Genomic DNA, 24,018 nt, shown 5'->3' with positions numbered 1-24,018 from the left:
GCATCATGGAACAGTCGTCAATTCCTCAATATAGCATCAGAGGTCATAATATTTGGGGCTTTAAAAACATGGCCCATTTCTTGGACTATCTGTTTGCTGACGGTAAGACCAAAACAGGCACATTAGTGGCTATCAACGCAGAGAAAGTGATGATCGCAGAGCAAGATACTGCGCTGAATACCTTATTAGGGCAGGCGGAATACCTTTATGCAGATGGGATCAGCATTGTGCGTGCTATTCGCCGTAAATATCCAAAAGCCGAGGTTTCTCGTGTGGCAGGTGCCGATTTATGGGAAGGCTTAATGGAGCGTGCAGGAAAAGAAGGTACCCCAGTATTTTTAGTGGGCGGCAAGCCAGAAATTCTTGAGCAGACCAAAGCGAAGCTACGCGCACAATGGAATGTCAACATTGTGGATTCCCAAGATGGCTACTTTACGGCAGAAGACCGCAGTGCACTGTTTGAGCGTATTCACGCGAGCGGTGCCAAGATTGTGACCGTGGCGATGGGCTCTCCTAAGCAAGAAATTTTTATGCGTGATTGCCGTGTTGTGCATCCTGATGCTTTGTATATGGGCGTCGGTGGGACTTATGATGTGTTCACCGGGCATGTTAAGCGTGCGCCTAAAGTATGGCAAAACTTAGGGCTAGAATGGCTGTATCGCTTACTTTCCCAACCAACACGAATTAAACGACAGTTTAAATTGCTGAAGTTTTTAGGCTACTACTACGGTGGTAAGCTTTAAGCGCTTTTCTGACTGAATAAACCCGCATAATGCGGGTTTATTTATTTCTGGCGCCCCCATTCTATCTTCAAATATACCTGCAATTGCTCAAAAATAGATGCAACCTAAGGGATCTCACGGTATCTTGGGGGATTGTATTTTTTATTTTATTTTCGACAACCAGCCGCGATGACTAAAAAGTTATGGCTATTAGAGCTGCGAATATCGAATGGTTATTATCGACAGGGGAAATTATGGATAAGCCACAGCAAGGTCTTCAGCGAGGGCTAGAAGCCCGTCATATTGAGCTGATTGCTTTGGGCGGAACAATTGGGGTTGGGCTATTTATGGGCTCAGCGAGTACGTTGAAGTGGGCGGGACCATCCGTATTGCTGGCGTATATTATCGCAGGGTTATTTGTCTTCTTCATCATGCGTTCTATGGGCGAAATGCTCTTTCTGGAGCCAGTCACTGGTTCATTTGCTTCATTTGGTTATAAATATTTAAGTCCTTTTTGGGGATGTTTAACCGCGTGGGGTTATTGGTTTATGTGGGTCGCGGTTGGAATTTCAGAGATAACCGCAATAGGGGAATATGCAAAGTATTGGTTCCCTGATGTGCCCCAGTGGATATTTGCGATGGTTGCTGTTGCGTTGGTGGCACTGGCAAACCTCGCCGCAGTGAGGCTATACGGTGAGCTGGAATTCTGGTTTGCGATGATTAAAGTGACCACGATCGTCGTGATGATTTTGATTGGTTTGGGGCTAATTTTCTTTGGTCTTGGCAATAATTTCGAACCGATTGGATTGGCTAACTTGACTGAGCATGGCGGATTCTTCGCTGGAGGCTGGAAAGGTTTCTTATTTGCGCTGTGTATTGTGGTGGCGTCTTATCAAGGTGTTGAGCTCGTCGGGATCACCGCAGGAGAAGCCAAAAACCCACAAGTGACACTGAAAAAAGCCATCAATAATATTCTGTGGCGCATTCTTATTTTCTATGTTGGCGCTATTTTTATTGTGGTGACACTGTTCCCGTGGACGGAAGTCGGGCAACAAGGCAGCCCGTTTGTGATGACGTTCGCTAAAGTGGGAATTGTCTCGGCAGCTGCAGTCATTAACTTTGTGGTGCTCACCGCAGCGTTATCTGGCTGTAATAGCGGAATGTACAGTGGTGGACGTATGCTATACGCGCTGGCGAAAAATAAGCAGTTACCAAGTGGACTATTAAAATTGACGAAAAACGGAGTGCCAGCGCGTTGTGTCGGTTTTACTATCTTATGCTTGGTCGCAGGGTCGAGCTTGAACTACATCATTCCAAATCCTGAGCAGGTGTTTGTGTATGTATATAGTGCGAGCGTCTTGCCAGGAATGGTGCCTTGGTTAGTGATCTTGACCAGCCAGCTACGTTTTCGCAAGCAGAACCAGCAGCAGATGGCAGGGCATACGTTTAAATCGATTCTGTTTCCATGGGTGAACTACGCCACACTGCTGTTTTTAGCCTGTGTGCTGGTGGGGATGGCGATTAATCCAGAAACGCGTTTGTCACTAATTGTTGGGGCTATCTTTTTATTGACGGTTTCAGGGCTTTATTTTGTAATCCGCTGCCTGAGCTGTAAGGAAAAAAGTCCATCATAGAAATTGTTTTCGAGCCAGAAACGCCAAAATAGGCGAGAAAGAGGGAAAAAATGCTCTCTTTCTCGACGAAATGGATAAAAGGCAAGCAATCGATAATTTTATTGAAAAAAGGACTAGACAGCAGGGGGATAAATCCGTACTATCCTCTCCCGCAACGGCGTTAAGCGCCCGTAGCTCAGCTGGATAGAGCGCTGCCCTCCGGAGGCAGAGGTCTCAGGTTCGAATCCTGTCGGGCGCACCATCAAAAGGTGACAAGCTACGGTGGCAAAATAAAGTTGTATGTAGTAGTATGACAACACTTTGAAATAAGTGAAGTTATGGTGGCTATAGCTCAGTTGGTAGAGCCCTGGATTGTGATTCCAGTTGTCGTGGGTTCGAGTCCCATTAGCCACCCCATTTTTTTTGTGACATTGCGAGGGTGGCGGAATTGGTAGACGCGCTAGCTTCAGGTGTTAGTGTCCTATGGACGTGGGGGTTCAAGTCCCCCCTTTCGCACCACGAAAAAAATGATGTCGAGTTACTGCCTTAAGCAGTTAAATTTCGGCGAGTAGCGCAGCTTGGTAGCGCAACTGGTTTGGGACCAGTGGGTCGGAGGTTCGAATCCTCTCTCGCCGACCAATTTAAAGAACCCCGCTCAATCGAGCGGGGTTTTTGCATTTTAAAACCTTAACCATTTCTAACCTGATTATTTTCTCTTCCGGCTTCTTATCTTCTTATCTTCTTATCTTCTTATCTTCTTATCTTCTTATCTTTATCCATGAATCTGTTTTTTTATTGTCTTTATTCTTGAGATCTCCGGTATCGCTCTTAACAAGAATGACTCTTATCTAAATATGCTTATAACGTTATGTTTTTAATGAATAAAAATGTTTGTCTCAGATCCGATACAAACCCCTATTTCAATGTCGTCAAAAAGAGACATTTTACTAATTGATTTATATGAAGAAATTAATAGGCATTCTAAGCTGTCTCTAAATTGAGACAAAATAGCTGAATCGAACAGAATGGGATTTGGTAAGAATGAGGTGTTAAAAAGTCACAATAAGTAAGAAATAAAAATATCGTTTAAAAGCAGGGGAGTTACGAGGTGAGAAAAGAAAAAATTGGAACGATATAAAAGTTGGCACGCATTCTGCATTATCTATTATGTAGATGCTCATCCCACTTATTATGACAGCCTAGCTTCATAAACCCAGGGATGACGCAAAGCCGATTATCGGTGCCTATTGTCCAATTTAGATGATCAAGAGCTAATCCTCTTACCATCAGCGAACGGACGAAACGTTGAGTGAGGCACCATCCGTCTGTAGACCTGATTGTTATTTACACCTGCTTCGGCAGGTGTTTTTTTTTGTATCAATCTTGGGTTGTCATTTTCTTTCCTAACCTGATGAGCATTAGGAAAGAAACATTATCTTCTCGCTTACGCTTTTTTCTCTTTGCTTAACCACTTGCTGATCCAGCGAGTTACATAGGTATAGGCAATAATAATAAAGGTAATAATAAAGATATCTTTATTCAGATCGGCGGTATTGAAGCCAATGATCGAAATAAAAATAAACGGGGATAAAATCAGAAGTAGCAGGTCAAAAAAGATCTGTAAACGATTTTGGCTCGCTACAATCCAACGCCAGAGAGTTTTCACTACATTCATATCTTTATCCTGAATTCATTCAAAACGAAAATGTATACGATTATTTATACACTATGTGACCCTTTTATAACATAGCAATATGCGGTTTGCCTTGATTCGCTAAAAGTGAATCTCACTGCGACTATCTTTTTGAGATAAATAGTAAAGATCCAAATCATAGATATAAAAAACGCCTCGGACTGGGAGGCGTTTTAGATCAAAGCTTAACGAGTGAGTTAAAAATTTATCCCTTTGCTCGCTCTTGTTTGAGGGAGTGAGTGAGCGCCTCTTGGCGAATTTTCGCCGCTTCATTCGGTTTGTGTAGCTTGTCATAAGCGTCGGCTAACCAAGCTGCATCATAAGCATCAAAACGCTGTGCCAATGCGGCTTTAAAGTAGGTTTCTGCTTTTTCCCATTGGGCATGTTGAAGCGCAAGGATCCCTAATGTGCTATTGAGTAATGGTGTCGCGCCAGACTGTTTGACGAGGCTTAACAGTGTTTTTTCAATCGCTTCAGGTTGCTCGCTTTGTAATTTCGGTATCAGCAGCAGTAAACGTTCGTCATATTGCTGCTTCAATCCATCAATAATCATCTTTTCTGCGCTACGCGTATCACCACATTCAATTAAATGTTCGGCTAAGAAAGCTTGTAATGGCACTTCATGGCGAACTTTACGTGGCTGAGCTTTCCACCAATTTTTCAAGCCATCGCTACCACCTTCAGCCATACATTGGTTCATGAGCCCTTTGTACGCTTTGAGTTTTAACGCTTCAAGCTCATCTTCATTATGTAACTGGACTTTTGCCATAATCGGCAGCAGCTCAATGAGTGCTTGGTATGCGCCGGTACCTAAGTAAGCTTGTTCAGCTAAACGTAAAATTTCTGGGTGGCGTGGTGCTTGGTCGAGCAGCTTGTCGATGCCATTACGGGCAGCATGAATTTCGCCTTCCGCCAATTGGATGCGAACACGGCTAATATCCACGGGAAGTTGATCTTTACCTGCGGCTTCAGCAGCCCTATCTAAATATTGATGGGTGCGATAACTATCCCCACGTTGCTGGGCGGCTTCAGCTGCCATCAAGTAGTTAATGACTGGCTGCTGAGAAAAATCAGCATGCTTACTCATTAGTTTCTCGACTTGCTCCAAATCACCTTCGGCTAATTTGAGTAAGGCTTTTTGCGTTTGAGTGTGCGCTTTATGGTATTTATGACCGCTAAGCCAGCCTTTTGTCCGTGAGGTGGTGCTCATAAAGCGGCGGTAGCACCATCCAAGGAATAACAGAACAAATTGCAGCAGGATAAAACACAGCACAAGGCTGGTGACGCTGGTCGTAATATCGTAGCTATCGGTACGAATAAATACATAGCCTTGGTGACCTGCTAATAGAGGACCCAAGATAATGCCCGCAATCAGGACGATAAAGAGAACAAAGACTTTAATCATGATCACCCCTTATGCTCAGGGGCGTTTGCCGCATCCGTTACAGGAGCTTCGGCGGCAACGTCCGGTTTGTCGGTTTGCGTATCTGTAGGCGTTGTTGCCTCTTCGGCAGCTTTATCCGCTTCTTTTACCGCCTCAAGCGCGGCATCCTCGGAAACGCCAGTGGGTTCTGCATTTTGAGATAACAAATTGCGTACTCGCGTTTGCATCACTTTTTCCAGCTTCGCTTGGCTTTCTAAAGCTTCAGGCATATCGGCATCAATCGGTTGATTGATTAAATCATCGAGTTCCGTCAAAAAGGCTTTAGTGGCTGGTGCGTCCACATCAAAGTAAGCGCGTACCCACGTAGAAGCTTGCTCAAGGGATTGCTTGTACGTCTCTTCTTGATAACGCGGCACGGCTTGAGCTGCGATAAGTAATTGGGAGCGAATATTTTCACGCAGATAAATATCTTGGTTTGGGGCTAGCAACGGTGCTTCGGAGCCATCACGAGCGCGCACAGTGATAAAATCGCTGGTGAAACTTTTCCAGCTGCGTGCGAGGTTATCTTTCCAGTCTGCAATATCGTCACTGACATCAGTGCCGGTATCTTCTGGCGCATCGCCATTATTTAAATCGGCGAGGCGTAAGTTATCGACATCATTACTGAGCTGATTCAAGCGCAAAATAATGCCGTCATAGTCAATTTGGTTGATGGCAGCTAGCTTGTTCATATCATTGGCGATAGCTTTACGAATATCCAGCAAACTTGGGTCATTCATTTCCGCTAAACTGGTATCTGCGCTTTTTAATAGTACGGCAGCGGTGACAGGATCATGGTCATTCCATAATTTGCGACCCGCCATTTTTACCATAAAATCAGCTTGGGCAATCAGCCAGTTTTTTACGTCTGAGCTGGAGAGTGCGGTGACGTGAGCTTGTAATTCTTGCATGCGACGATTGAGTTGATCTTCATAATCTCGCGCATGGTTTTTTAGCTCGGTGTTGGTCGCGATGAGCGCATCCACACGTTGTCTATCGGCATTTTGTTGTTCAACTAATTCACTGACTTGCTGTTTCAGTTGGTTATTATCATGAACCAACTGAGCATTACTTTGCTGAGTAAAGTAGTACATCCCGCCGCCCATGACGACGATAATGGCGATAGCGATCGCACTGACTGCAAGACCAGAGCGTTTCTGTTTGGATGAAGGCGTCGGCTGACGAGTCTCTTTTTTCTCTGTCACAGCTTCATCATTAACAGTGTCGGTAATTTTGTCTTGTTCCGTCATAAATTAGCATCCCATATCGGTTGAAATTAATGCTTCAAGTAAAGCGTGATTATCTGCGCTAGTTGCCACACAGACCCGACGCCACCCACTTTGGCGGGCTTTTTCTGCAATTCGTTCGCTGACAACCAGTAGCCGGCGGGAATACCACCATTGTTGCATATCTTCAGCAATCAAATCGTTAAGTAGGGTCAACATTTCACCACTTGTAACCACGATGTCGGTGATATCCATGTTAAACCAAGTTTGGTTAAACTCAGTTTTATCATAGTGTACAGGTCGCCTTGCGTAGCATTCGCAGTAATCAACATCTGCACCTCGAGCGCGTAATGTTGAGGCAAGGAGTTCACGACCGCCATTACCTCGAAGGAGTAAGGCACGTTTTCCCACTAAATTTTGCAGGTCAGGGTGGGTGAGTAACACCTCGCTGGTTTCTCCTGCTTCAGCCCAACGGATAATTTGTCCAGTTAGTTGCTGAAAATAGTGACCTGTAGATTGTCCTATACCATAGTAGGATAACTTATCTGACCAGTCTCGTCCTGCTTGTTCCAGTGCTAAATTTGCATACCAGACGGCATTTTTAGATAAAAGAAAGACAAGGTCGTTTTCTGATAATCCATCTAAGCGAGAAGACAAAGTATTGAGCTGTGAACCCGCTTCAATCGTAATTAAGGGAGCCGGGTAAGCCTGCCCCCCAGTAGCATTAATGGCTGTTATCAACGCGGAGCCTGATGGCTCTGGGCGAGTAACAAGGACCCTCATGCTGGTGCATTGCCTTTATAGACTTCAGTGAGAATTTCACGGGCGCCATTATCAAGCAACTCTTCTGCCAGAGAAATACCGGCTTGGATTGCGTCGGTAGGCGCGATTAAGCGTTCTCCACGAATGACTTGGCTACCATCTGGGGCTCCAACGAGCGCACGTAGCCAGATTTTATCCCCTTTCCAAATAGCATAGCTACCAATAGGCACTTGGCAACCGCCTTCAAGGCGCATATTCATGGCGCGTTCAGCAAGGACACACACGGAGGTTTTATCGTGATTCAATGCGGCGAGTAAGTCACGGGTGCGTTGATCATCTAAGCGGCACTCGATACCTACGGCGCCTTGCCCAACGGCAGGTAAAGATTGTTCTGGTTCCAGTGCAGCTTTGATTCGCTCATCAAGTTTTAAGCGTTTTAGACCTGCCACTGCAAGGATAATGGCATCGTATTCGCCGTTGTCGAGCTTAGACAGGCGGGTACCGACGTTGCCGCGTAGGTCACGGATAACTAAATCTGGGCGTAATTCTCGTAACTGGCACTGACGGCGTAAGCTGGATGTACCGACGATGCTGCCTGCTGGGAGTGCATCAATATTGGCATAATGGTTAGAAACGAACGCATCTCGTGGATCTTCGCGCTCACAAATGGTGACCAAGCCTAACCCTTCAGGGAACTCTACAGGTACGTCTTTCATTGAGTGAACGGCAATATCTGCGCGACCTTCAAGTAACGCTAGCTCTAATTCTTTGACGAATAAACCTTTTCCACCGACTTTCGCTAATGGGGTATCTAAAATAATGTCCCCTTTGGTGACCATTGGGACTAACTCTACCTGTAAGCCGGGATGGCGTTGCTCTAATTCTGCTTTTACGAAATAAGCTTGCCATAGCGCCAGAGGGCTTTTACGCGTTGCGATACGCACGATATTTGTTGATGTCATTTCACTGTTTTCTCAGGCGAATATCGCCGCAGATTAACCATACAATTGGCGTTAGTTTTAACATGTTAGCGGTAATTTTTCCAGTTGGTCGCAGAATGAGCGATATAAGAAGAATGAACGGATGAGATGTATCAAGTGAAGTTCGCTTTTTTACATCTTTTTTGTGAGCCTCTTGGAAAAAAATGACTTAAAAGAGGATCTAGATAACAAATCTCTTTAGCTATTCGTGCTTTTTTGGAATTGCAGTGGGTGATATTTTGAAGGAATTTTGTTGAAGCGTGTAAGCGCAGACCCTGCCAGCACTGGGCTGAATTTAGATTAAGGCTGCTTTTTTGTTATACAACCCATGATGGTGATATTATTCCATTGAAAAACAAGGGATATTTCTGCAATGCAAAAATAAAAAGTCTTTTTATACAATATGTTGAAAAATAATTTGTATTAAAAATAGACGGGAAAAATTATGTGATCTACTTTACCCTTTTGCTCCAAGGTGTTAAATTGATCACGTTTCCGACAATCCCTTTGAAAAGTAATTTAAGTTTTTCTCTATCTGTTGGGTGCTGGGAAAATTCCCCCAGGTTTGTCATTACATTCTTTCAGTCAGGCGTAACCTTTGTACCTCTATATTGAAACTTTAAAGCAAAGACTTGATGCGATAAACCAATTACGGTTGGAACGCGCGACGGCTTCTATGAGTGAAACCTTTTCGAAGGTTTACAGCTTGTTGCCTGTCTTGTTTCATTATCATCATCCCATGATGCCGGGTTATATTGAAGGCGACGTCCCTCATGGCGTCTGTTTCTTCTCACCAGATGCAGAACAACTCAAATGGTTACAACCTTTCGAACGCTTCTTATCCACAAACAACCAAGCTAATGGTGAATTGCCAATTACAGGCATTTACTCGATGGGTAGTACCTCCTCTGTGGGGCAAAGCCACTGCTCTGATATTGATGTGTGGGTTTGTCATCCTTCTTGGTTAGATAACGAAGAAAAACGATCTTTACAGAAAAAATGCACATTAATTGAACAGTGGGCTGCCTCGCTGGGCATTGATGTCACTGTCTTTTTAATCGATGAAAATCGTTTTCGCCATAATGCAAGCGGGCATCTTGGTGGTGAAGATTGTGGTTCCACACAACACATTTTATTGCTGGATGAATTTTATCGTACAGCGGTGCGTATGGCTGGGAAACGTCTGTTATGGACAATGGTGCCTGTTGAAGAAGAGCAACACTATGACGAATATGTCATGGGGCTGTATGCTCAAGGGGTACTGACACCGAACGAATGGCTGGATTTAGGCGGCCTCGGTGAATTGTCAGCCGCGGAATACTTTGGTGCCAGTTTGTGGCAGCTATATAAAAGCGTCGATTCTCCGTATAAAGCGGTGTTGAAAAGTATTTTACTGGAGTCCTACTCTTGGGATTATCCGCACGGTAAGTTGTTAGCGTTAGAGTTTAAACGCCATTTGCATGCAGGTGAAATCGTCTGTTACGGATTGGATTCATACTGTCTCATGTTGGAGCGCGTAACCCGTTATCTGACTGAAATTAATGATTCCACGCGTTTGGATTTAATTCGTCGCTGCTTCTATCTAAAAGTCTGTGAAAAGCTTTCGGAAGATGAAGATGACCAATGTTCTGGTTGGCGCCGTGATGTGCTGTCCCAGTTAGTGGAGTCGTGGGGATGGAGCGCCGAGCGTCTGGCTGTGTTAGATACGCGTAGCCAGTGGAAAATTGAGCGTGTGCGTGAAGCGCATAATGAGCTGCTCGATACGATGATGCAAAGTTACCGTAACTTAATTCGATTTGCCCGTCGTAATAATTTAAGTGTTAGTGCTAGCCCACAAGATATTGGGGTATTAACCCGTAAGTTATATGCTGCGTTTGAAGCGCTACCCGGTAAAGTGACATTAGTAAATCCACAAATTTCCCCAGATCTTAGCGAAGAGCACTTGACATTTATTTATGTGCCTGAAGGACGTGCCAATCGTAGCGGCTGGTATCTGTATAACCAAGCGCCGCAAATCGACACGATTATCGGTCATCAACCTTTAGAATATAACCGCTATCTGAATAAGCTGGTGGCGTGGGCCTATTTTAATGGGTTACTGACTGAAAATACGCAAGTTCATATGCATCATGGCAAATCCCAATGCGATGAACGCAAATTACTGGAATTAATGCATGATGTATCGAGCCATTTCCCAATAAGATTGCCTGCTCCAACTCCTAAAGCGCTGTATAGCCCATGTGAAATCCGCCACTTAGCCATCATCGTTAACTTAGAAAAAGACCCGACACAGGTCTATTCTGAGCAGGTGGTGCATGTGGATTTCAGAAAGCTGGATATTTTCAGTTTTGGTGAGTCTCAAAAGTGCTTGATCAGCAGCATCGACCTTCTGTATCGCAATTCATGGAATGAAGTTCGTACCCTGCATTTCAGCGGTGAGCAGTGCATGTTAGAAGCACTGAAAACCATCCTCGGTAAAATGCACCAAGATGCGGCACCACCTGAAGCGGTTGAAGTATTCTGTTATAGCGAACATTTACGTGGGCTTATTCGTACTCGCGTACAGCAGTTAGTGTCAGAGTGTATTGAATTGCGCTTATCCAGCAATCGTCATGAACCTGGTCGCTTTAAGGCATTACGCATTGCAGGGCAAACATGGGGTCTGTTCTTTGAGCGTTTAAACGTCTCTGTACAAAAACTCGAAAATGCCGTTGAGTTCTACGGTGCAATCTCCCATAACAAGTTGCATGGTTGGCCAGTAAAATTACAAGCGAAAGGGGATAATCATCTTCCTGCGGTTGTGGATGGCTATGCCAGCGAAGGGATTGTGCAGTTTTTCTTTGAAAATACACCCGATAATACAGGGTTTAATATCTACGTATTGGATGAAGCTAATCGCGTGGAAATTTACTCTCATTGTGAAGGTTCCAAAGAAGAGCTAGTGCGCGATGTCAGCAAATTCTACTCTTCCTCCCATGACCGCTTTACCTACGGTGCAAACTTTATCAATTTCAATTTGCCGCAGTTTTATCAAATTGTGGAAGAAGAAGGCAAAAAGCAAGTTATTGTCTTCTCTGACGCTTCTTGGCCATTTACTGAAGATGAAGAGGATGATGAATATCCCTCGCCACCACAATTAAACCAATCTGAACAGCTAGACCATTCTAAACAGCATGCTCAATACTATTAATTTTATTATGTTGATTTTATTATGATAAAAAACAGACAGAGTAAGTTATAGACTCTGCCTGTGATTTTTGGTGTGTGTATTTAGAACGAGAATGGGAAGTGACTTTGGAAGGTAATGGCATTGCCCAACATGGACAAAAACTCTTGACCTGAGCGGTCGCAAATCCACTTTCCATCTTTATAATCATAATGATAGCCACCTTGTTTGGTTGCTAACCAGATTTGGTGGAAGGCTTCTTGTTTGTTGATGATGATTTTGCTGCCATCTTCAAAGCTTAAGGTCATGACGCCGCCATTAATTTCACTATCAATATCTGCATCGCCATCGTAATTATCTAAATGCTCTTCAATCGAGCTGAGCAATTGCTCTGCTAACTGATGAAATTCGCTATCGTTCATGATGTATTTCCTGTTTATACTTTTATTTAGGCGAAATTATAGGGTTGAATGTATTCGAGGGTCAAACGGCGCACATCTTACTTGTGAGATGCCATTTGAATTATTTAACGTATATAATATTAATATGTTTGATAAACAGGCGTGATTTGAAAAGCGACACCTGTTACTGTGTGAAATATCAGATTGCAAAATTTAGTCTTACAGGCGAAACATCATAATGAAAAAAAGTTTATTTGGACTTAGCGCACTTCTCGTTTTATTCACCCTTTCTGGCTGTGGCTTAAAAGGGCCGTTGTATTTTCCGCCTGAAGACAACGCAGCGGCGCCTGCTAAATCTGACGTGCAACCTAAAGCTCCAAGCAGCTCGAACCAAGAGCCTGCTGCGACCAAACAGTAAGCCTCTGCTATGGAACGTGAATTGCAGTTCTCAAAAATGCATGGCTTAGGCAATGATTTTATGGTGGTGGATGGCGTCACACAGAACGTCTATTTTTCACCTGAACTGATTTGCCGCCTAGCGGACAGGCATACCGGCGTTGGTTTTGACCAGCTTTTACTGGTCGAAGCCCCTTATGATCCTGATCTCGATTTCCATTACCGTATTTTTAACGCAGATGGTAGTGAAGTTGCACAATGTGGCAATGGAGCGCGCTGTTTTGCCCGTTTTGTCCGTTTAAAAGGTCTGACAAACAAACAGAAAATTAAAGTGAGCACCCAATCTGGGCGTATGACTCTCACAATTAATGAAAATGATGATGTTTGTGTGAATATGGGCGAGCCTGATTTTGAACCGCAAAACGTCCCTTTTCGTGCCGTGAAAGCGGAAAAAACCTATATTATTCGAGCACAAGAACGTACAGTGTTTGCGGGTGTTGTCTCAATGGGAAATCCGCACTGTGTGGTACAAGTGGACAGTGTCCAAACCGCAGAGGTAGAAGTGCTGGGTCCTGCATTGGAAAGCCACGAACGCTTTCCTGAACGTGCCAACATCGGTTTTATGGAAATTGTCAGCGCAGACTATATTCGCTTACGTGTTTATGAACGTGGTGCGGGGGAAACCCAAGCGTGCGGAAGTGGTGCATGCGCCGCAGTTGCCGTGGGTGTAGGACAGGGCTTATTAGCTAACCGTGTTCGTGTCGATTTGCCGGGCGGTTCCCTCGATATTAGTTGGGAAGGTCCCGGATCACCGCTGTATATGACAGGTCCTGCGACCCATGTTTATGATGGAGTGATCCAAATTTAATCTTGATTGAGTGGAGAGAGGGGAATAATGGATAAGCCTGAACAAGTGCCTGAGATTGCTCAGTTAATTGATGAGCAAGATGTGGTGCAATATTTAAAACAGAACCCTTATTTCTTTATTCGCAATGCGTCTCTTGCTGAACATATCAAGGTTCCTCATGCCGTTCAGGAGGCTATCTCGCTTCCTGAATTGGTGATGAGTCGTCAACGTCAGAAAATCAAAAATCTCGAACAGGATATCCGCTTTATGGTGGAACAAGCCCACGAAAATGGGCAACTGTTCGATGAGCTTCTTTATCTCGTCATTGAAATGTCTTCCGCAAATAGTTTGCGGGAGATGCTATTTGTGCTGAATCGCTGGGCTAAAAAGCTCGGGCTATCAGGAGCTTCTGTACGCTTATTTAGCGATAGTTGGCGATTATCTGCGCCATTGGATGCCTACGAATTGGTGCTCCCACGCCGTGTTTTTGAACCGGTACGTATTCAGCGTTTTGGGGATAACCTCAATTATCTTGGACGGCTAAATGGCCCTGAACTCCAACTTTTACTTCCTGAGGCTCAAAATGTGGGCTCAGTAGCGATTTCGTTGTTTGGGCATCATGGGGAATCTGGCATGGTGATATTTACCAGCCGTGACCGTGAGCACTATCAACAGGGTATGGGTACAGTAATGCTGGAAAAAGTGGCTCAAATTCTACCGAGGTTATTATGTCAATGGATAGAACGCCTGTAGACATTCAGCCTGAAGGGCTGATGATTCAAGTGGAAGCCTTTTTGCGTTACCTCCGTGTTGAACGTCGATTGAGTCCAGTCACGATAACGAATTATCGTCGCCAATTAGGTGCAGTTTGCCAAATTTTAGGTGAACTGAAAGTGAGCCAATGGCAGCAGTTGGATATGACGATAGGGCGCAATATTGCCGCGAAGAGCCGTCGAACAGGCTTGCAAGCAGCGAGCATGGCATTAAGGCTGTCCGCACTACGTAGTTTTTGTGATTGGATGGTGCAGCAAGGCGAGCTACCGGCAAACCCAGTTAAAACCATTCATGCTCCTAAAGCGAAAAAACGTCTACCGAAAAATATGGATGTGGACGAAGTTTCCCAACTGTTGAATATGGACAGTGGCGACCCGCTCGTGGTGCGAGACAGAACCATGCTGGAAGTGATGTATGGCGCGGGATTACGTCTCTCTGAGCTGGTTGGTTTGGATGTTAAGCACCTTGACCTCAATTTAGGCGAGGTCTGGGTGATGGGGAAAGGCAGCAAAGAACGTAAAATTCCCCTAGGAAAAACGGCAGTGAGTTGGCTAAAACGCTGGCTTGAAATGCGCGAATTGTATGAGCCTGTTGATGGCGCGGTATTTATTTCCACGAAAAGTGGTAAGCGTATCTCGAATCGCAATGTGCAAAAGCGGTTTGAGCAGTGGGGCATTAAACAAGCGGTAAATAGCCATATAAATCCCCATAAATTACGTCACTCTTTTGCAACTCATATTCTCGAATCAAGTGGTAATTTACGTGGGGTACAAGAGTTATTAGGTCATGCTAATCTCTCTACCACCCAAATCTATACCCATCTTGATTTCCAACATCTCGCTAATGTTTATGATGTGGCACATCCGCGAGCGAAGAGGGAGAAATCTTAATGCACTTTTACCGTCCGTTATCACCCATCAAAGCAATGACGTTTGATTTGGATGATACGTTGTACGACAACCATCCCGTGATTGATAAAACGGAAGAGGAAGTTTTACGGTTTATTCGTGAATATGACCCGCGTTTTCATCATTTTACGAATGATGACATTTATGCATTTCGCTATCTAGTGGAAGAACAAGAGCCGGATATTCGTCATGATATTACCCGCTGGCGCTGGTTATCGTCGAAAATGATGCTGTGCCACTATGGTTATAATAAAGAGGATGCCCTCAAAGGTGCGGATGATATTATGGCGCACTTTACCTACTGGCGTAATCAAATTCATGTCCCGCAATCCACCCATGAAACGCTAGCAAAATTAGCCGAAAAATTACCGCTGGTGGCGATTACGAATGGTAACGCCGAGCCGCAAGCGTGTGGGCTGGGACAATATTTTCAGTTTGTATTAAAAGCTGGGCCGGATGGGCGCTCTAAGCCATGCTGCGATATGTATCATCTTGCTTCTACGCGTTTGAATATCGAGCCAGGCGCTATTTTACATATTGGAGATAATTTGCTGACCGATGTAGAAGGGGCGATTAATAGCGGTATGCAAGCCTGCTGGTTCAACGTGGACCATACGACGTTAATGGATGAGAAAGAAGGGCGCATATTGCCTCATGTGGAAATTTGTCGGTTGGATTCTCTCCTGTCATTGGTATAATCCTTTCTCTGTATAAAAACACAGTGGTGGTAGCCACTGTTAAACCATTTCCAAACCAATCAGGTTTGAAATGGTTGTTTAGGTTTATGAAAATAAACGAGGAAAATCAAGTTATTGATTTTCGCCTGATAACACAAAGAGGGAAAAACCACGCTTTTCTCCCTCTTTGTCAGTAACCTCACAGTGGTGGTAGCCACTGTCTTGCTTTGATGGTAACTATGGACGTCTCATATCTGCTCGAAGGTCTTAATGACAAACAGCGCGAAGCGGTTGCAGCCCCGCGCACTAATTTACTGGTACTTGCAGGCGCAGGTAGCGGTAAAACCCGTGTGTTGGTTCATCGCATTGCGTGGCTTATGTCGGTGGAGAATGCCTCCCCATTTTCGATTATGGCCGTGACGTTTACCAACAAAGCCGCCGCAGAAATGCGTCACCGTATTAATCAGTTAGTGGGTACTAGCGAAGGTGGCATGTGGATCGGTACTTTCCACGGTCTCGCACACCGTTTACTTCGCCAGCATTACTTGGATGCGAATCTGCCGCAAGATTTCCAAATTCTAGACAGTGATGACCAGTACCGTTTGATTCGTCGCCTGCTTAAAGCCATGAATCTTGATGAGAAGCAGTGGCCGCCTCGTCAGGGAATGTGGTACATCAACGGCAAAAAAGATGAAGGGTTGCGTCCTCAACATGTTGAAAGCTATGGTAATCCAGTCGAAGCGACATGGCTGAAAGTGTATCAAGCCTATCAAGAAGCTTGTGACCGTGCAGGGCTGGTAGATTTTGCCGAATTACTGCTACGCGCTCATGAGCTATGGCTGAATAAGCCTCATGTTTTACAGCATTATCGCGAGCGTTTTACCAATATTTTGGTGGATGAGTTCCAAGATACCAACAGCATTCAATATGCGTGGATCCGCGTGTTAGCGGGTGAGACTGGTAAAGTGATGATTGTCGGCGATGATGACCAATCAATCTATGGCTGGCGTGGCGCTCAAGTTGAAAATATTCAGCGTTTCTTGAATGATTTCCCCGGCGCAGAAACTATCCGACTCGAGCAAAACTACCGTTCGACCAACAATATTTTGAAAGCAGCAAATACGCTTATCGCCAATAACAGTGACCGTCTCGGTAAGAATTTATGGACGGAGGGCGGTGATGGTGAGCCGATTTCCCTTTATTGCGCCTTCAATGAGCTTGATGAAGCTCGCTATGTGGTTGGGCGAATTAAACAGTGGCATGAAAATGGCGGTGCACTGCAAGACTGTGCCATTCTTTACCGCAGCAACGCTCAATCTCGTGTGATGGAAGAAGCGTTGATTCAAGGCGCGATGGCATACCGTATTTATGGTGGTCAACGCTTCTTTGAACGCCAAGAGATCAAAGACGCATTATCCTACCTTCGATTAATTGCTAACCGTAACGACGATGCCTCTTTTGAGCGTGTGGTCAACACGCCAACACGAGGCATTGGTGAGCGCACGTTGGATACGGTTCGCCAAACTGCACGGGATCAGCAACTGACACTATGGGAAAGTTGTGAGTACTTACTTCGCGAGCAAGTCCTGGGAGGAAGAGCGGCAAGCTCCATCGAACGTTTCTTAGAGTTAATCGACGCATTAGCGAAAGAAACCCAAGAGATGCCACTGCATGTGCAAGCTGACCGTGTGATCAATGACTCTGGTTTGCGTGCGATGTATGAGCAGGAAAAAGGCGAGAAAGCCCAAGCGCGAATTGAAAACTTGGAAGAGTTAGTTAACGCAACCCGCGATTTTAGTTATCAAGATGAAGACCAAGATTTGATGCCATTACAGGCATTTTTATCTCATGCGGCATTGGAGTCTGGGGACGGTCAAGCGGATGCCAGCCAAGATGCGGTGCAATTGATGACGCTACACTCAGCGAAAGGGCTGGAATTCCCTGTTGTGTTTATGGTGGGTGTGGAAGAAGGCATGTTCCCAAGCCAAATGTCGATGGATGAAAGTGGGCGCTTAGAAGAAGAGCGCCGTCTTGCCTATGTGGGGATCACCCGCGCTATGGTGAAATTGACAATCACTTACGCCGAAAGCCGTCGTCTTTATGGCAAAGAAGTTTATCATCGTCCTTCTCGCTTTATTGGTGAGCTACCGACGGAGTGTGTGGAGGAAGTTCGATTAAGAGCCACGGTTTCCCGCCCTGTCAGCCATCAACGTCTTGGCACACCGATTAGCCAAAATGATTCTGGCTATGCGTTAGGGCAGAGAGTGATGCACCCTAAATTCGGCGAAGGTACGATTATTAATCTCGAAGGTAGTGGGGAACATTGTCGCTTACAAATTGCTTTTCAAGGGCAAGGGATTAAGTGGCTGGTGGCGTCTTATGCGCGGTTAGAAATGTTGTAGATCTAAATTACATATAGCACCGCAAAGGACTGTGGTGCTAATTAAAAATAAATCCAAAAAATATAATGTTATATAAAATAATTACACCTTATATTTATATTATAAACATATAAATTAAATATTTGTTTTTTATTTTTACCTACTATAATCTCTATTTTCATTTTAATTAAATTAATTAATGGAGATTTATCATATGGAAAATGAAAGATTTGCTCGTTTAGATGAAAAGTTAGATTTAATTAAATCAAAGATGGAAAGAATTAATTATTTATTAGATGAAGCAAATGGTAGCGCACAAAAATCAATAGAAAATATGAATTTTACGAGTGATAAGTTGTCTATCTCTCACCGACGTGATGCTAGCTCAATGCAGAAAACCATGAATAAGGTTGAGAGTGAAATAAATAATCGCTCGCTTGAGCAAGCGAAGAAAGTCAGCCTAATTTCGACTATGTTATTAAAACAAGAATCTATGCTTACTGATTTGAAAGAAGATGAGGGCACTTATAGCCAAGCTGAAATTGATTTTTATATTAAAGAAGTCAATCAAGATTTAAAGAATAATGAAGTTTGGAATAAACCAGAATACTCTTTCAAGAAAGTAGACTTCACTAATCATGGCGGATTAAGGGGCATGATTTTTACGCCGATTGCTGATTTTAATAAAAAAAGTGATGAGTTAGCCAAAGCTATCTATGAAGTTGAAATGTTGATGTATGAAATTAATGAAGAACGTCTGAATATTGAGCTAGATAGGCTGGAGTCAATGAAAAAGCCAGCCGTATTAGATATTCAACCTGATTTTGAACCCGGTTTTGAGCCTCAAGCATTTGACATCCTTATTGAATCTCAATCAGGTTTTGAATCCACCTATGAAGGTTACTTCACAATAGACAGCCCAATAGATTTTGTTGAAGTACCATCACTTGCATGTGATTGTGGTGGTTTAGGGCGAACAGCTTTTTGTATGTAATGTGTTCTAATTAGAATTTTTACAGGCTGGTATTTAAGAGGTATTTGATGAAATTTGAGTACCTCTTATTTTGGAGTATCTCTAGGTCTTTGATACAGAAAATAATTATGTTATTTGATAATAAGGAATGTAGGTGTTTTAGCCCTTAGTATTGATTGAGTTATTGAATCATCAAGATTTGCGTTTTTTATTTTAATTTTTTCCGATAATCAAGTATAAAATCTCACCTAATAACCACTCTTAGATTCATCATGTCTATCAATCAACTTATTGATTCACTTTCCACACAAGGTTGGTATGTGTGGAACGATTTTCTGAATCTGTCAGAAATTCAGGCTATTAAAAGTTGTATCCCCGATACCCTGCAAGACGCGCGTATTGGCTATCAAAACACATTACAAGACAACAAAACTATCCGTGGTGATCAAACAGTGTGGCTCGAACCTGAAATGGGCGTAGCAGTCGTACACTATCTAGATAAAATGGAAAACTTGCGTCGGGAACTTAACTGTCAGTTATTTCTTGGATTGCGGGATTTTGAAACCCATTTCTGTCGCTATCCTAATGGTGGATTCTATAAAAAGCATGTGGATAACTTCCGTGGGCAAGGGCGCCGTAAAATCACCACTGTGCTATATATGAATGAATCATGGCAGCAGGGTGATGGTGGTGAAATTGTGATGTATGATATTCAAGATAACGAGCTATTTACCTTAGAGCCGTTAGCGGGGCGCATGGTGTTTTTTATGTCTGAAGATTTTCCCCATGAAGTCCTGCCTACTCAAAAAAAGCGCGAAAGTATTGCCGGTTGGTTTTTAACTGAAAAAATACTGTAGCCCTTTCTCGTCTAATGCCGCCTCTGTAAAGAGGCGGGCTGTAAATTAATCACTTTAATAATAAAACTTCAGCTTATATATAAATAATAAGTTTGTTTTTTAATCTGCCTACCTTTATTTTAAATTTATTATCTTGAGCGGCATAAAGATAATAAATATTTGTTAATTTAAATATAAATAAAGGATGAATTATATGATTAAGTTAAAAAATGATTTACTAGAAAATCTAAATTATGATGAACATGAAATAGATGAGCCGCAAATTTCGATCTGTTTTGGTGGCGATGAAATTGAATCGGTGATGATTGAGCAAATGGCTATATTAAGTTCAAAAGATGGTAGCCCAGTTAATAACAATCTGTTGAATGCATTTGAGACAGAAATTATTAATTGTGAAATTATCCTTGGTGACATGTATTGCTGGTAAGTTATAAATTGGGAAGCCACAGCTTTACTGTGGCTCCCCATAACTTAATTAACCCGCTTAAACTCTTTCCCAACAAACGTTATCGATGCATTGCCCCGCTCAATCTGATAGTGGGAATGATGACGTTGCTTATCTAGATCTGTCCTCTGCTGAGATTGAAACTCACTGAGCTTCCAATGGATTAGCTCTTTCGCCAGTTTCTTATTTGCATGCTGGCTACGCTCCGATTGGACTTTCACACTAATCCCTGTCGCGACATGCTTGGCACGTACTGCGGAACAAGTTTTATTCACATGCTGACCTCCGGCACCTTGAGATTTTGTGAATTCATATTCGATTTCACTCTCCTCTAGGGGCTGAATAGGCGCAAATGTGATTATGCTAATAAACCAGTTTTTGCGTTTATGGCGTGGTCGCAGAGGGCTTTGGCATTGCCATTGAACGGTTCCACTCCACGCGTTGACCAGCTGTTCGCTCTGTTTCCCCTCTAAGGAGACTAACACTGACTTTAGCCCCTGCTTGGATGGAAAAGACTCCAACACATCAACTTGAACATCTAACAAAGCGGCTTCTTTTAAAAAACAAGAAAACGCTTTTTCCACGGCGATACAGCACTCATCGGGTCCTTGAGCTGAGGAAAACTGTAATAATGTCATTAACAATCTCCACTCGTTTTATAGGTGATCACGGGCGCTACGCGGGCAATAACCTGAATAATGCCGACCTCAACCATGCTTTCGATAACGGTCTCAATGGATTTATACGACTGCGGTGCTTCTTCATAAATCAATTGTTTGTTTGCACAAATCACTCGGCTACCTAAAGTGGTTCGGGATAGCTGTAATGGCGTATATTTATGTGATAAACGACCTTTGCATTCCGTTCGCATCCACTTGCGTCCCGCACCGTGAGCGAGGGAGTTTAAGCTCAAATCGCTGGCAATTGGCGCGACTAAATAGCTGTAGTCACCGCGAGAGCCGGGGATCACCACGAAACCTCTATCGGATGGAGTCGCACCTTTGCGATGTAGCCAGCCGTCGATTCCGTCGATACGGCATGGCTCAACAAGATTATGATTGAGGTCGAAACGTTGCTCTCCCGAAGCCTTAACTTGCTGCATCATGCGCAGCCCAATCAATTGGCGGTTGATCTGTGCGAATTGTAGCGCGTCTTGGTGTGCTTTGAGGTAAATCTTAGCATCATCAGATTGTTCATCCAGCCCATTATGACTATGTTGTTCAACATGTTGGCGTAGAATAGATTGCCCTAAACCACGCGAGCCACTGTGCACGAGTAGTAATAATTTTTGTTTATCAAGACCGCTTTGCTCAAACAATTCTTGGTTTATGATTTTATCGACGGATTGAAACTCCGCGAAATGGTTACCGCCACCAATAGAACTGAGCGAAGTCATAAAATCATGGGATTTCATCGACTCAGGAACGTGCTCATCTAGCCACTCTTGCGGGGCATGATCCGTCATTTCAGATAGCTGTTTTTCCAGCTTATCCAAGTTAACTTTGGCACGCTTGATATCGATTTGGAACAGGCTCATGCCACAGCCAATATCATTGCCAACCAACGCCGGATAGAAGCGTTTAGCTGAGAAAAATGCTGCACCAATTGGGTAGCCACGCCCTGGGTGTAAGTCAGGCATGCCGACCACAGAAACCATGTCGGGTAAATTAGCGGTTGTTTGTAATTGTTGGATTGCTTTACTTTCAATCCATGTAGATTCTGTCGCGATATAACTAACGTGTTCACCGACAGAATGAAGAATATTGCCCATAAGCTATTAACTCATTTTTAATGTGAAAAATAAGGTGATTAGCAGGCAAGTTTTGAGAAGATAGCTGAACTAACGTTTAAAACGATTTTTAACGTCTAAGACTATTTCTGAGGTTGCCCGCAAAGAGTTTGATTAGTTGTTGTCATGATGAACCTCCTTGCAGTGAATTGATTAAATGAATGAAAACGCGGCGGATATTAACGGGAACTTTTTCCTTTTGCAATAGAGAAAAGAAAAAAAGTGTAAAATTAATCTTTATCCTAAAATTGATTATTTTTATAAATAAATATTTTATCCTTATGGTTTTAATTTTTCATTCAAGTATTTTTCTTGATTTCTTCTCAGGTTTTGAATTAGCTCCTAAAATAAGTTTAAAATTACATTGTCTATTGATAATTTGAAAGTTAATCAATAGTATCGATTAAGTAGAGTTAAAATGCTTACTTGTTTTTATATTTCTCAATAGCTATTGATGTGTTAATAATGATTTATTTTTAAGCTGTGAATTATTGTTATTCATTTAATTGATTTATATTGTTAATCTTAATGATAATGGCCAAATAGATGTTTTTTATCTGATTTCTACTCTATAACTGGATGATTTTTTAATAAAAGCATTACTTCTTGTGAAAGAAATAATGCTTTCAACATGGATGAAATTATTAATGAATAAACTTGAAAGTAACAATAAATTCCTTGAATTACTACGGAAGGAAAAATATGAACTGGAACATGAATTTAATGTGCTGAGATATAATAACGGTAAATTAGAAGAACGTTTGGATTCTGAATTTCTTAATAAGGATAGGGATGATTTTGCTAGTGATTTAGAATATTATGAATTTAGAATTGAGCAAAGTAAGGTTTTTGATGAGTATTATGAGAATAATGCCAGGATAAAAGAAAAAGAAGCTAAAATAAAGGATAACAGTGAATTAATTTATAAAGTTGAGCATGATGATAGATCTATAAGGATAGTTAAGCAAAGCATTGTAACGAACGGTGAAGACAAGCTTATTTCAGATGGCAAATTGAATTTTGGTAAACTCTCATCTGATCCATACAATATTGATGCAACATCAAATCGTATAGTTGAAAACAGTGCTAGCATGAAGATGGAAGTCAGCGTTTCAGATCATGTTAAAAGTGCAGATACCATAAACTCTTATTATCAAGTCATATTCGGTGTCCCTGTTTATACAACAGGCTTTTAGCATTAAATGATTATTTTAGATCAGGAGGTTATCGGTTTTAACTTACTGGTTTAATTGATTGACAAAACTCCATTATTGGTTAACGGCTAAATAGATGTTTTGTTATCTGGTTTTTGCTTTTTAATAAAAGCATGACTTCTTATAAAGAACGTTATGCTTTCAATATGGATAAAATTATAAATGAAAGCACGTAAGAAAAAGTATGAAGATCTAGATTCGATAATAAAAGAAAGAAATGAATTGAAAGATAGATATGATTCATTGAAATTCAATCATAATAAATTAAGGAATTATTTAATTTCTGAGCATCCTGATAAGAATGTAAATTGTTTAGATACTTATACGGATTATTATAAATATGCCGGTGAGGGAGGTGAACTTATTAATGAATATGATGAAAAATGTAACGAGATTAATGAAATAAAAGCTAAATTAATTGAGGCCGATAAATTAATTTATAAGTATAGAAATTACAATATACTTCCGCTAACCAATCAAGCACTCTACGACAAATGGAAGTCCGAGTATGTAAAGTTGGATGACCAACATAATTTCGACACATCAATAAGTTGTATTGCTGAGGGTGTTGCTCGCATGAATAAGGACGTTAGCATTTCAGATCATGTTAAAAGTGCAGAGATCACTAACTTCTATCATGAAGCCCTATTTGGTGTTCCTGTTTATATAACAGGCTTTTAGCATTAAATTATTATTTTAGACTAGAAAGTTATTGGTTTTAACTTACTGGTTTAATTGATTGAGATGAAGGCATATTTTTATGCCTTCATC

At 42.5% G+C, this 24,018-nt stretch carries 22 protein-coding genes and 4 tRNA genes; 18 read left to right on the top strand and 8 right to left on the bottom strand.

What is annotated here, in order from left to right; translation table 11 throughout:
- The first annotated feature begins 5 nt into the window (after nucleotides 1-5).
- The 6 genes from wecG (at nucleotide 6) to ACY3ZI_RS19480 (ending at nucleotide 2,974) form a co-directional block, all read left to right on the top strand.
- Nucleotides 6-743, top strand: a complete 738-nt coding sequence (wecG, locus tag ACY3ZI_RS19505; protein ID WP_036948834.1) for a lipopolysaccharide N-acetylmannosaminouronosyltransferase — start codon at nucleotides 6-8, stop codon at nucleotides 741-743.
- Between the two features lie 233 nt (nucleotides 744-976).
- On the top strand, nucleotides 977-2,356 hold the full coding sequence (thrP, locus tag ACY3ZI_RS19500) for a bifunctional threonine/serine APC transporter ThrP (protein ID WP_487377579.1): 1,380 nt from the start codon (nucleotides 977-979) through the stop codon (nucleotides 2,354-2,356).
- 164 nt (nucleotides 2,357-2,520) lie between these two features.
- Nucleotides 2,521-2,597: transfer RNA gene (locus ACY3ZI_RS19495), tRNA-Arg, on the top strand.
- 79 nt (nucleotides 2,598-2,676) lie between these two features.
- Nucleotides 2,677-2,752 (top strand) — tRNA-His (locus ACY3ZI_RS19490).
- Nucleotides 2,753-2,768: 16 nt separating this feature from the next.
- Nucleotides 2,769-2,854 (top strand) — tRNA-Leu (locus ACY3ZI_RS19485).
- A gap of 43 nt (nucleotides 2,855-2,897) precedes the next feature.
- Nucleotides 2,898-2,974 (top strand) — tRNA-Pro (locus tag ACY3ZI_RS19480).
- An 805-nt stretch (nucleotides 2,975-3,779) separates the two neighbouring features.
- On the opposite strand, the gene ACY3ZI_RS19475 is transcribed toward ACY3ZI_RS19480, so the two are convergent.
- The 5 genes from ACY3ZI_RS19475 to hemC form a co-directional block, all read right to left on the bottom strand.
- The gene (locus tag ACY3ZI_RS19475) at nucleotides 3,780-4,010 is read right to left on the bottom strand and encodes a DUF4014 domain-containing protein (protein ID WP_006658197.1); all 231 of its coding nucleotides are present in this window, start codon (nucleotides 4,008-4,010) and stop codon (nucleotides 3,780-3,782) included.
- Nucleotides 4,011-4,233: 223 nt separating this feature from the next.
- Nucleotides 4,234-5,433, bottom strand: a complete 1,200-nt coding sequence (hemY, locus tag ACY3ZI_RS19470; protein WP_211886810.1) for a protoheme IX biogenesis protein HemY — start codon at nucleotides 5,431-5,433, stop codon at nucleotides 4,234-4,236.
- A gap of 2 nt (nucleotides 5,434-5,435) precedes the next feature.
- Nucleotides 5,436-6,701, bottom strand: a complete 1,266-nt coding sequence (hemX, locus tag ACY3ZI_RS19465) for a uroporphyrinogen-III C-methyltransferase (RefSeq protein ID WP_487375727.1) — start codon at nucleotides 6,699-6,701, stop codon at nucleotides 5,436-5,438.
- A gap of 3 nt (nucleotides 6,702-6,704) precedes the next feature.
- Nucleotides 6,705-7,460 carry a uroporphyrinogen-III synthase gene (locus tag ACY3ZI_RS19460; protein WP_487375726.1) on the bottom strand — a complete coding sequence of 252 codons (756 nt, stop codon included), beginning with the start codon at nucleotides 7,458-7,460 and terminating at the stop codon, nucleotides 6,705-6,707.
- Complete coding sequence (hemC, locus tag ACY3ZI_RS19455) at nucleotides 7,457-8,401, bottom strand: hydroxymethylbilane synthase (protein WP_211886814.1); 945 nt, start codon at nucleotides 8,399-8,401, stop codon at nucleotides 7,457-7,459. The genes ACY3ZI_RS19460 and hemC overlap by 4 nt, the downstream gene beginning before the upstream one ends.
- A gap of 616 nt (nucleotides 8,402-9,017) precedes the next feature.
- On the opposite strand from hemC, the gene ACY3ZI_RS19450 reads away from it, so the two are divergent.
- Complete coding sequence (locus ACY3ZI_RS19450; RefSeq protein ID WP_211886815.1) at nucleotides 9,018-11,609, top strand: class I adenylate cyclase; 2,592 nt, start codon at nucleotides 9,018-9,020, stop codon at nucleotides 11,607-11,609.
- A gap of 80 nt (nucleotides 11,610-11,689) precedes the next feature.
- Here ACY3ZI_RS19450 and cyaY read toward each other — a convergent pair whose 3' ends face one another.
- Entirely contained in the window at nucleotides 11,690-12,007 is a 318-nt protein-coding gene (gene cyaY, locus ACY3ZI_RS19445) for an iron donor protein CyaY (RefSeq protein WP_006658190.1), read from the bottom strand.
- 217 nt (nucleotides 12,008-12,224) lie between these two features.
- Here cyaY and lptM point away from each other — a divergent pair, with 217 nt between their 5' ends.
- The 9 genes from lptM to ACY3ZI_RS19400 all read left to right on the top strand — a co-directional run bounded on the left by lptM (nucleotide 12,225) and on the right by ACY3ZI_RS19400 (nucleotide 20,226).
- Nucleotides 12,225-12,404 carry an LPS translocon maturation chaperone LptM gene (lptM, locus tag ACY3ZI_RS19440; RefSeq protein WP_036948849.1) on the top strand — a complete coding sequence of 60 codons (180 nt, stop codon included), beginning with the start codon at nucleotides 12,225-12,227 and terminating at the stop codon, nucleotides 12,402-12,404.
- 21 nt (nucleotides 12,405-12,425) lie between these two features.
- Nucleotides 12,426-13,250 (top strand): diaminopimelate epimerase, encoded by an 825-nt coding sequence (gene dapF, locus ACY3ZI_RS19435; protein ID WP_181478845.1) that lies wholly within the window; start codon nucleotides 12,426-12,428, stop codon nucleotides 13,248-13,250.
- A 27-nt stretch (nucleotides 13,251-13,277) separates the two neighbouring features.
- A complete protein-coding gene (locus ACY3ZI_RS19430) occupies nucleotides 13,278-13,982 on the top strand; it encodes a DUF484 domain-containing protein (RefSeq protein ID WP_211886816.1) in 705 nt (234 codons plus the stop codon).
- Nucleotides 13,964-14,893 carry a tyrosine recombinase XerC gene (gene xerC, locus ACY3ZI_RS19425; RefSeq protein WP_132496311.1) on the top strand — a complete coding sequence of 310 codons (930 nt, stop codon included), beginning with the start codon at nucleotides 13,964-13,966 and terminating at the stop codon, nucleotides 14,891-14,893. The genes ACY3ZI_RS19430 and xerC overlap by 19 nt, the downstream gene beginning before the upstream one ends.
- The gene (gene yigB, locus ACY3ZI_RS19420) at nucleotides 14,893-15,609 is read left to right on the top strand and encodes a 5-amino-6-(5-phospho-D-ribitylamino)uracil phosphatase YigB (protein ID WP_211886817.1); all 717 of its coding nucleotides are present in this window, start codon (nucleotides 14,893-14,895) and stop codon (nucleotides 15,607-15,609) included. The genes xerC and yigB overlap by 1 nt, the downstream gene beginning before the upstream one ends.
- Nucleotides 15,610-15,827: 218 nt before the next feature.
- Complete coding sequence (gene uvrD / locus ACY3ZI_RS19415) at nucleotides 15,828-17,990, top strand: DNA helicase II (protein ID WP_487375725.1); 2,163 nt, start codon at nucleotides 15,828-15,830, stop codon at nucleotides 17,988-17,990.
- Between the two features lie 193 nt (nucleotides 17,991-18,183).
- The gene (locus ACY3ZI_RS19410) at nucleotides 18,184-18,963 is read left to right on the top strand and encodes a hypothetical protein (protein ID WP_249215506.1); all 780 of its coding nucleotides are present in this window, start codon (nucleotides 18,184-18,186) and stop codon (nucleotides 18,961-18,963) included.
- Between the two features lie 251 nt (nucleotides 18,964-19,214).
- Nucleotides 19,215-19,799 (top strand): 2OG-Fe(II) oxygenase, encoded by a 585-nt coding sequence (locus ACY3ZI_RS19405; RefSeq protein ID WP_211886821.1) that lies wholly within the window; start codon nucleotides 19,215-19,217, stop codon nucleotides 19,797-19,799.
- Between the two features lie 193 nt (nucleotides 19,800-19,992).
- Nucleotides 19,993-20,226 (top strand): hypothetical protein, encoded by a 234-nt coding sequence (locus ACY3ZI_RS19400; RefSeq protein ID WP_487375724.1) that lies wholly within the window; start codon nucleotides 19,993-19,995, stop codon nucleotides 20,224-20,226.
- Between the two features lie 44 nt (nucleotides 20,227-20,270).
- Here the strand turns inward: ACY3ZI_RS19400 and prfH are convergent, their stop codons facing one another.
- Nucleotides 20,271-20,882 carry a peptide chain release factor H gene (gene prfH / locus ACY3ZI_RS19395; RefSeq protein ID WP_487375722.1) on the bottom strand — a complete coding sequence of 204 codons (612 nt, stop codon included), beginning with the start codon at nucleotides 20,880-20,882 and terminating at the stop codon, nucleotides 20,271-20,273.
- Nucleotides 20,882-22,015: an RNA ligase RtcB family protein gene (locus tag ACY3ZI_RS19390; RefSeq protein WP_487375721.1), complete on the bottom strand. Its 1,134-nt coding sequence runs from the start codon at nucleotides 22,013-22,015 to the stop codon at nucleotides 20,882-20,884. Before ACY3ZI_RS19390 ends, prfH begins: the two co-directional genes overlap by 1 nt.
- 665 nt (nucleotides 22,016-22,680) lie before the next feature.
- Between ACY3ZI_RS19390 and ACY3ZI_RS19385 the strand changes: the two genes are divergently transcribed.
- Nucleotides 22,681-23,229 (top strand): hypothetical protein, encoded by a 549-nt coding sequence (locus tag ACY3ZI_RS19385; RefSeq protein ID WP_211886826.1) that lies wholly within the window; start codon nucleotides 22,681-22,683, stop codon nucleotides 23,227-23,229.
- Between the two features lie 180 nt (nucleotides 23,230-23,409).
- Nucleotides 23,410-23,928: a hypothetical protein gene (locus ACY3ZI_RS19380; RefSeq protein WP_487375720.1), complete on the top strand. Its 519-nt coding sequence runs from the start codon at nucleotides 23,410-23,412 to the stop codon at nucleotides 23,926-23,928.
- Nucleotides 23,929-24,018: the final 90 nt, after the last annotated feature.

It is taken from the genome of Providencia sp. LY12, from assembly GCF_057621555.1.
Note: the sequence above shows the minus strand (reverse complement) of the source record. Positions and strands in the feature narration are given on the sequence as shown.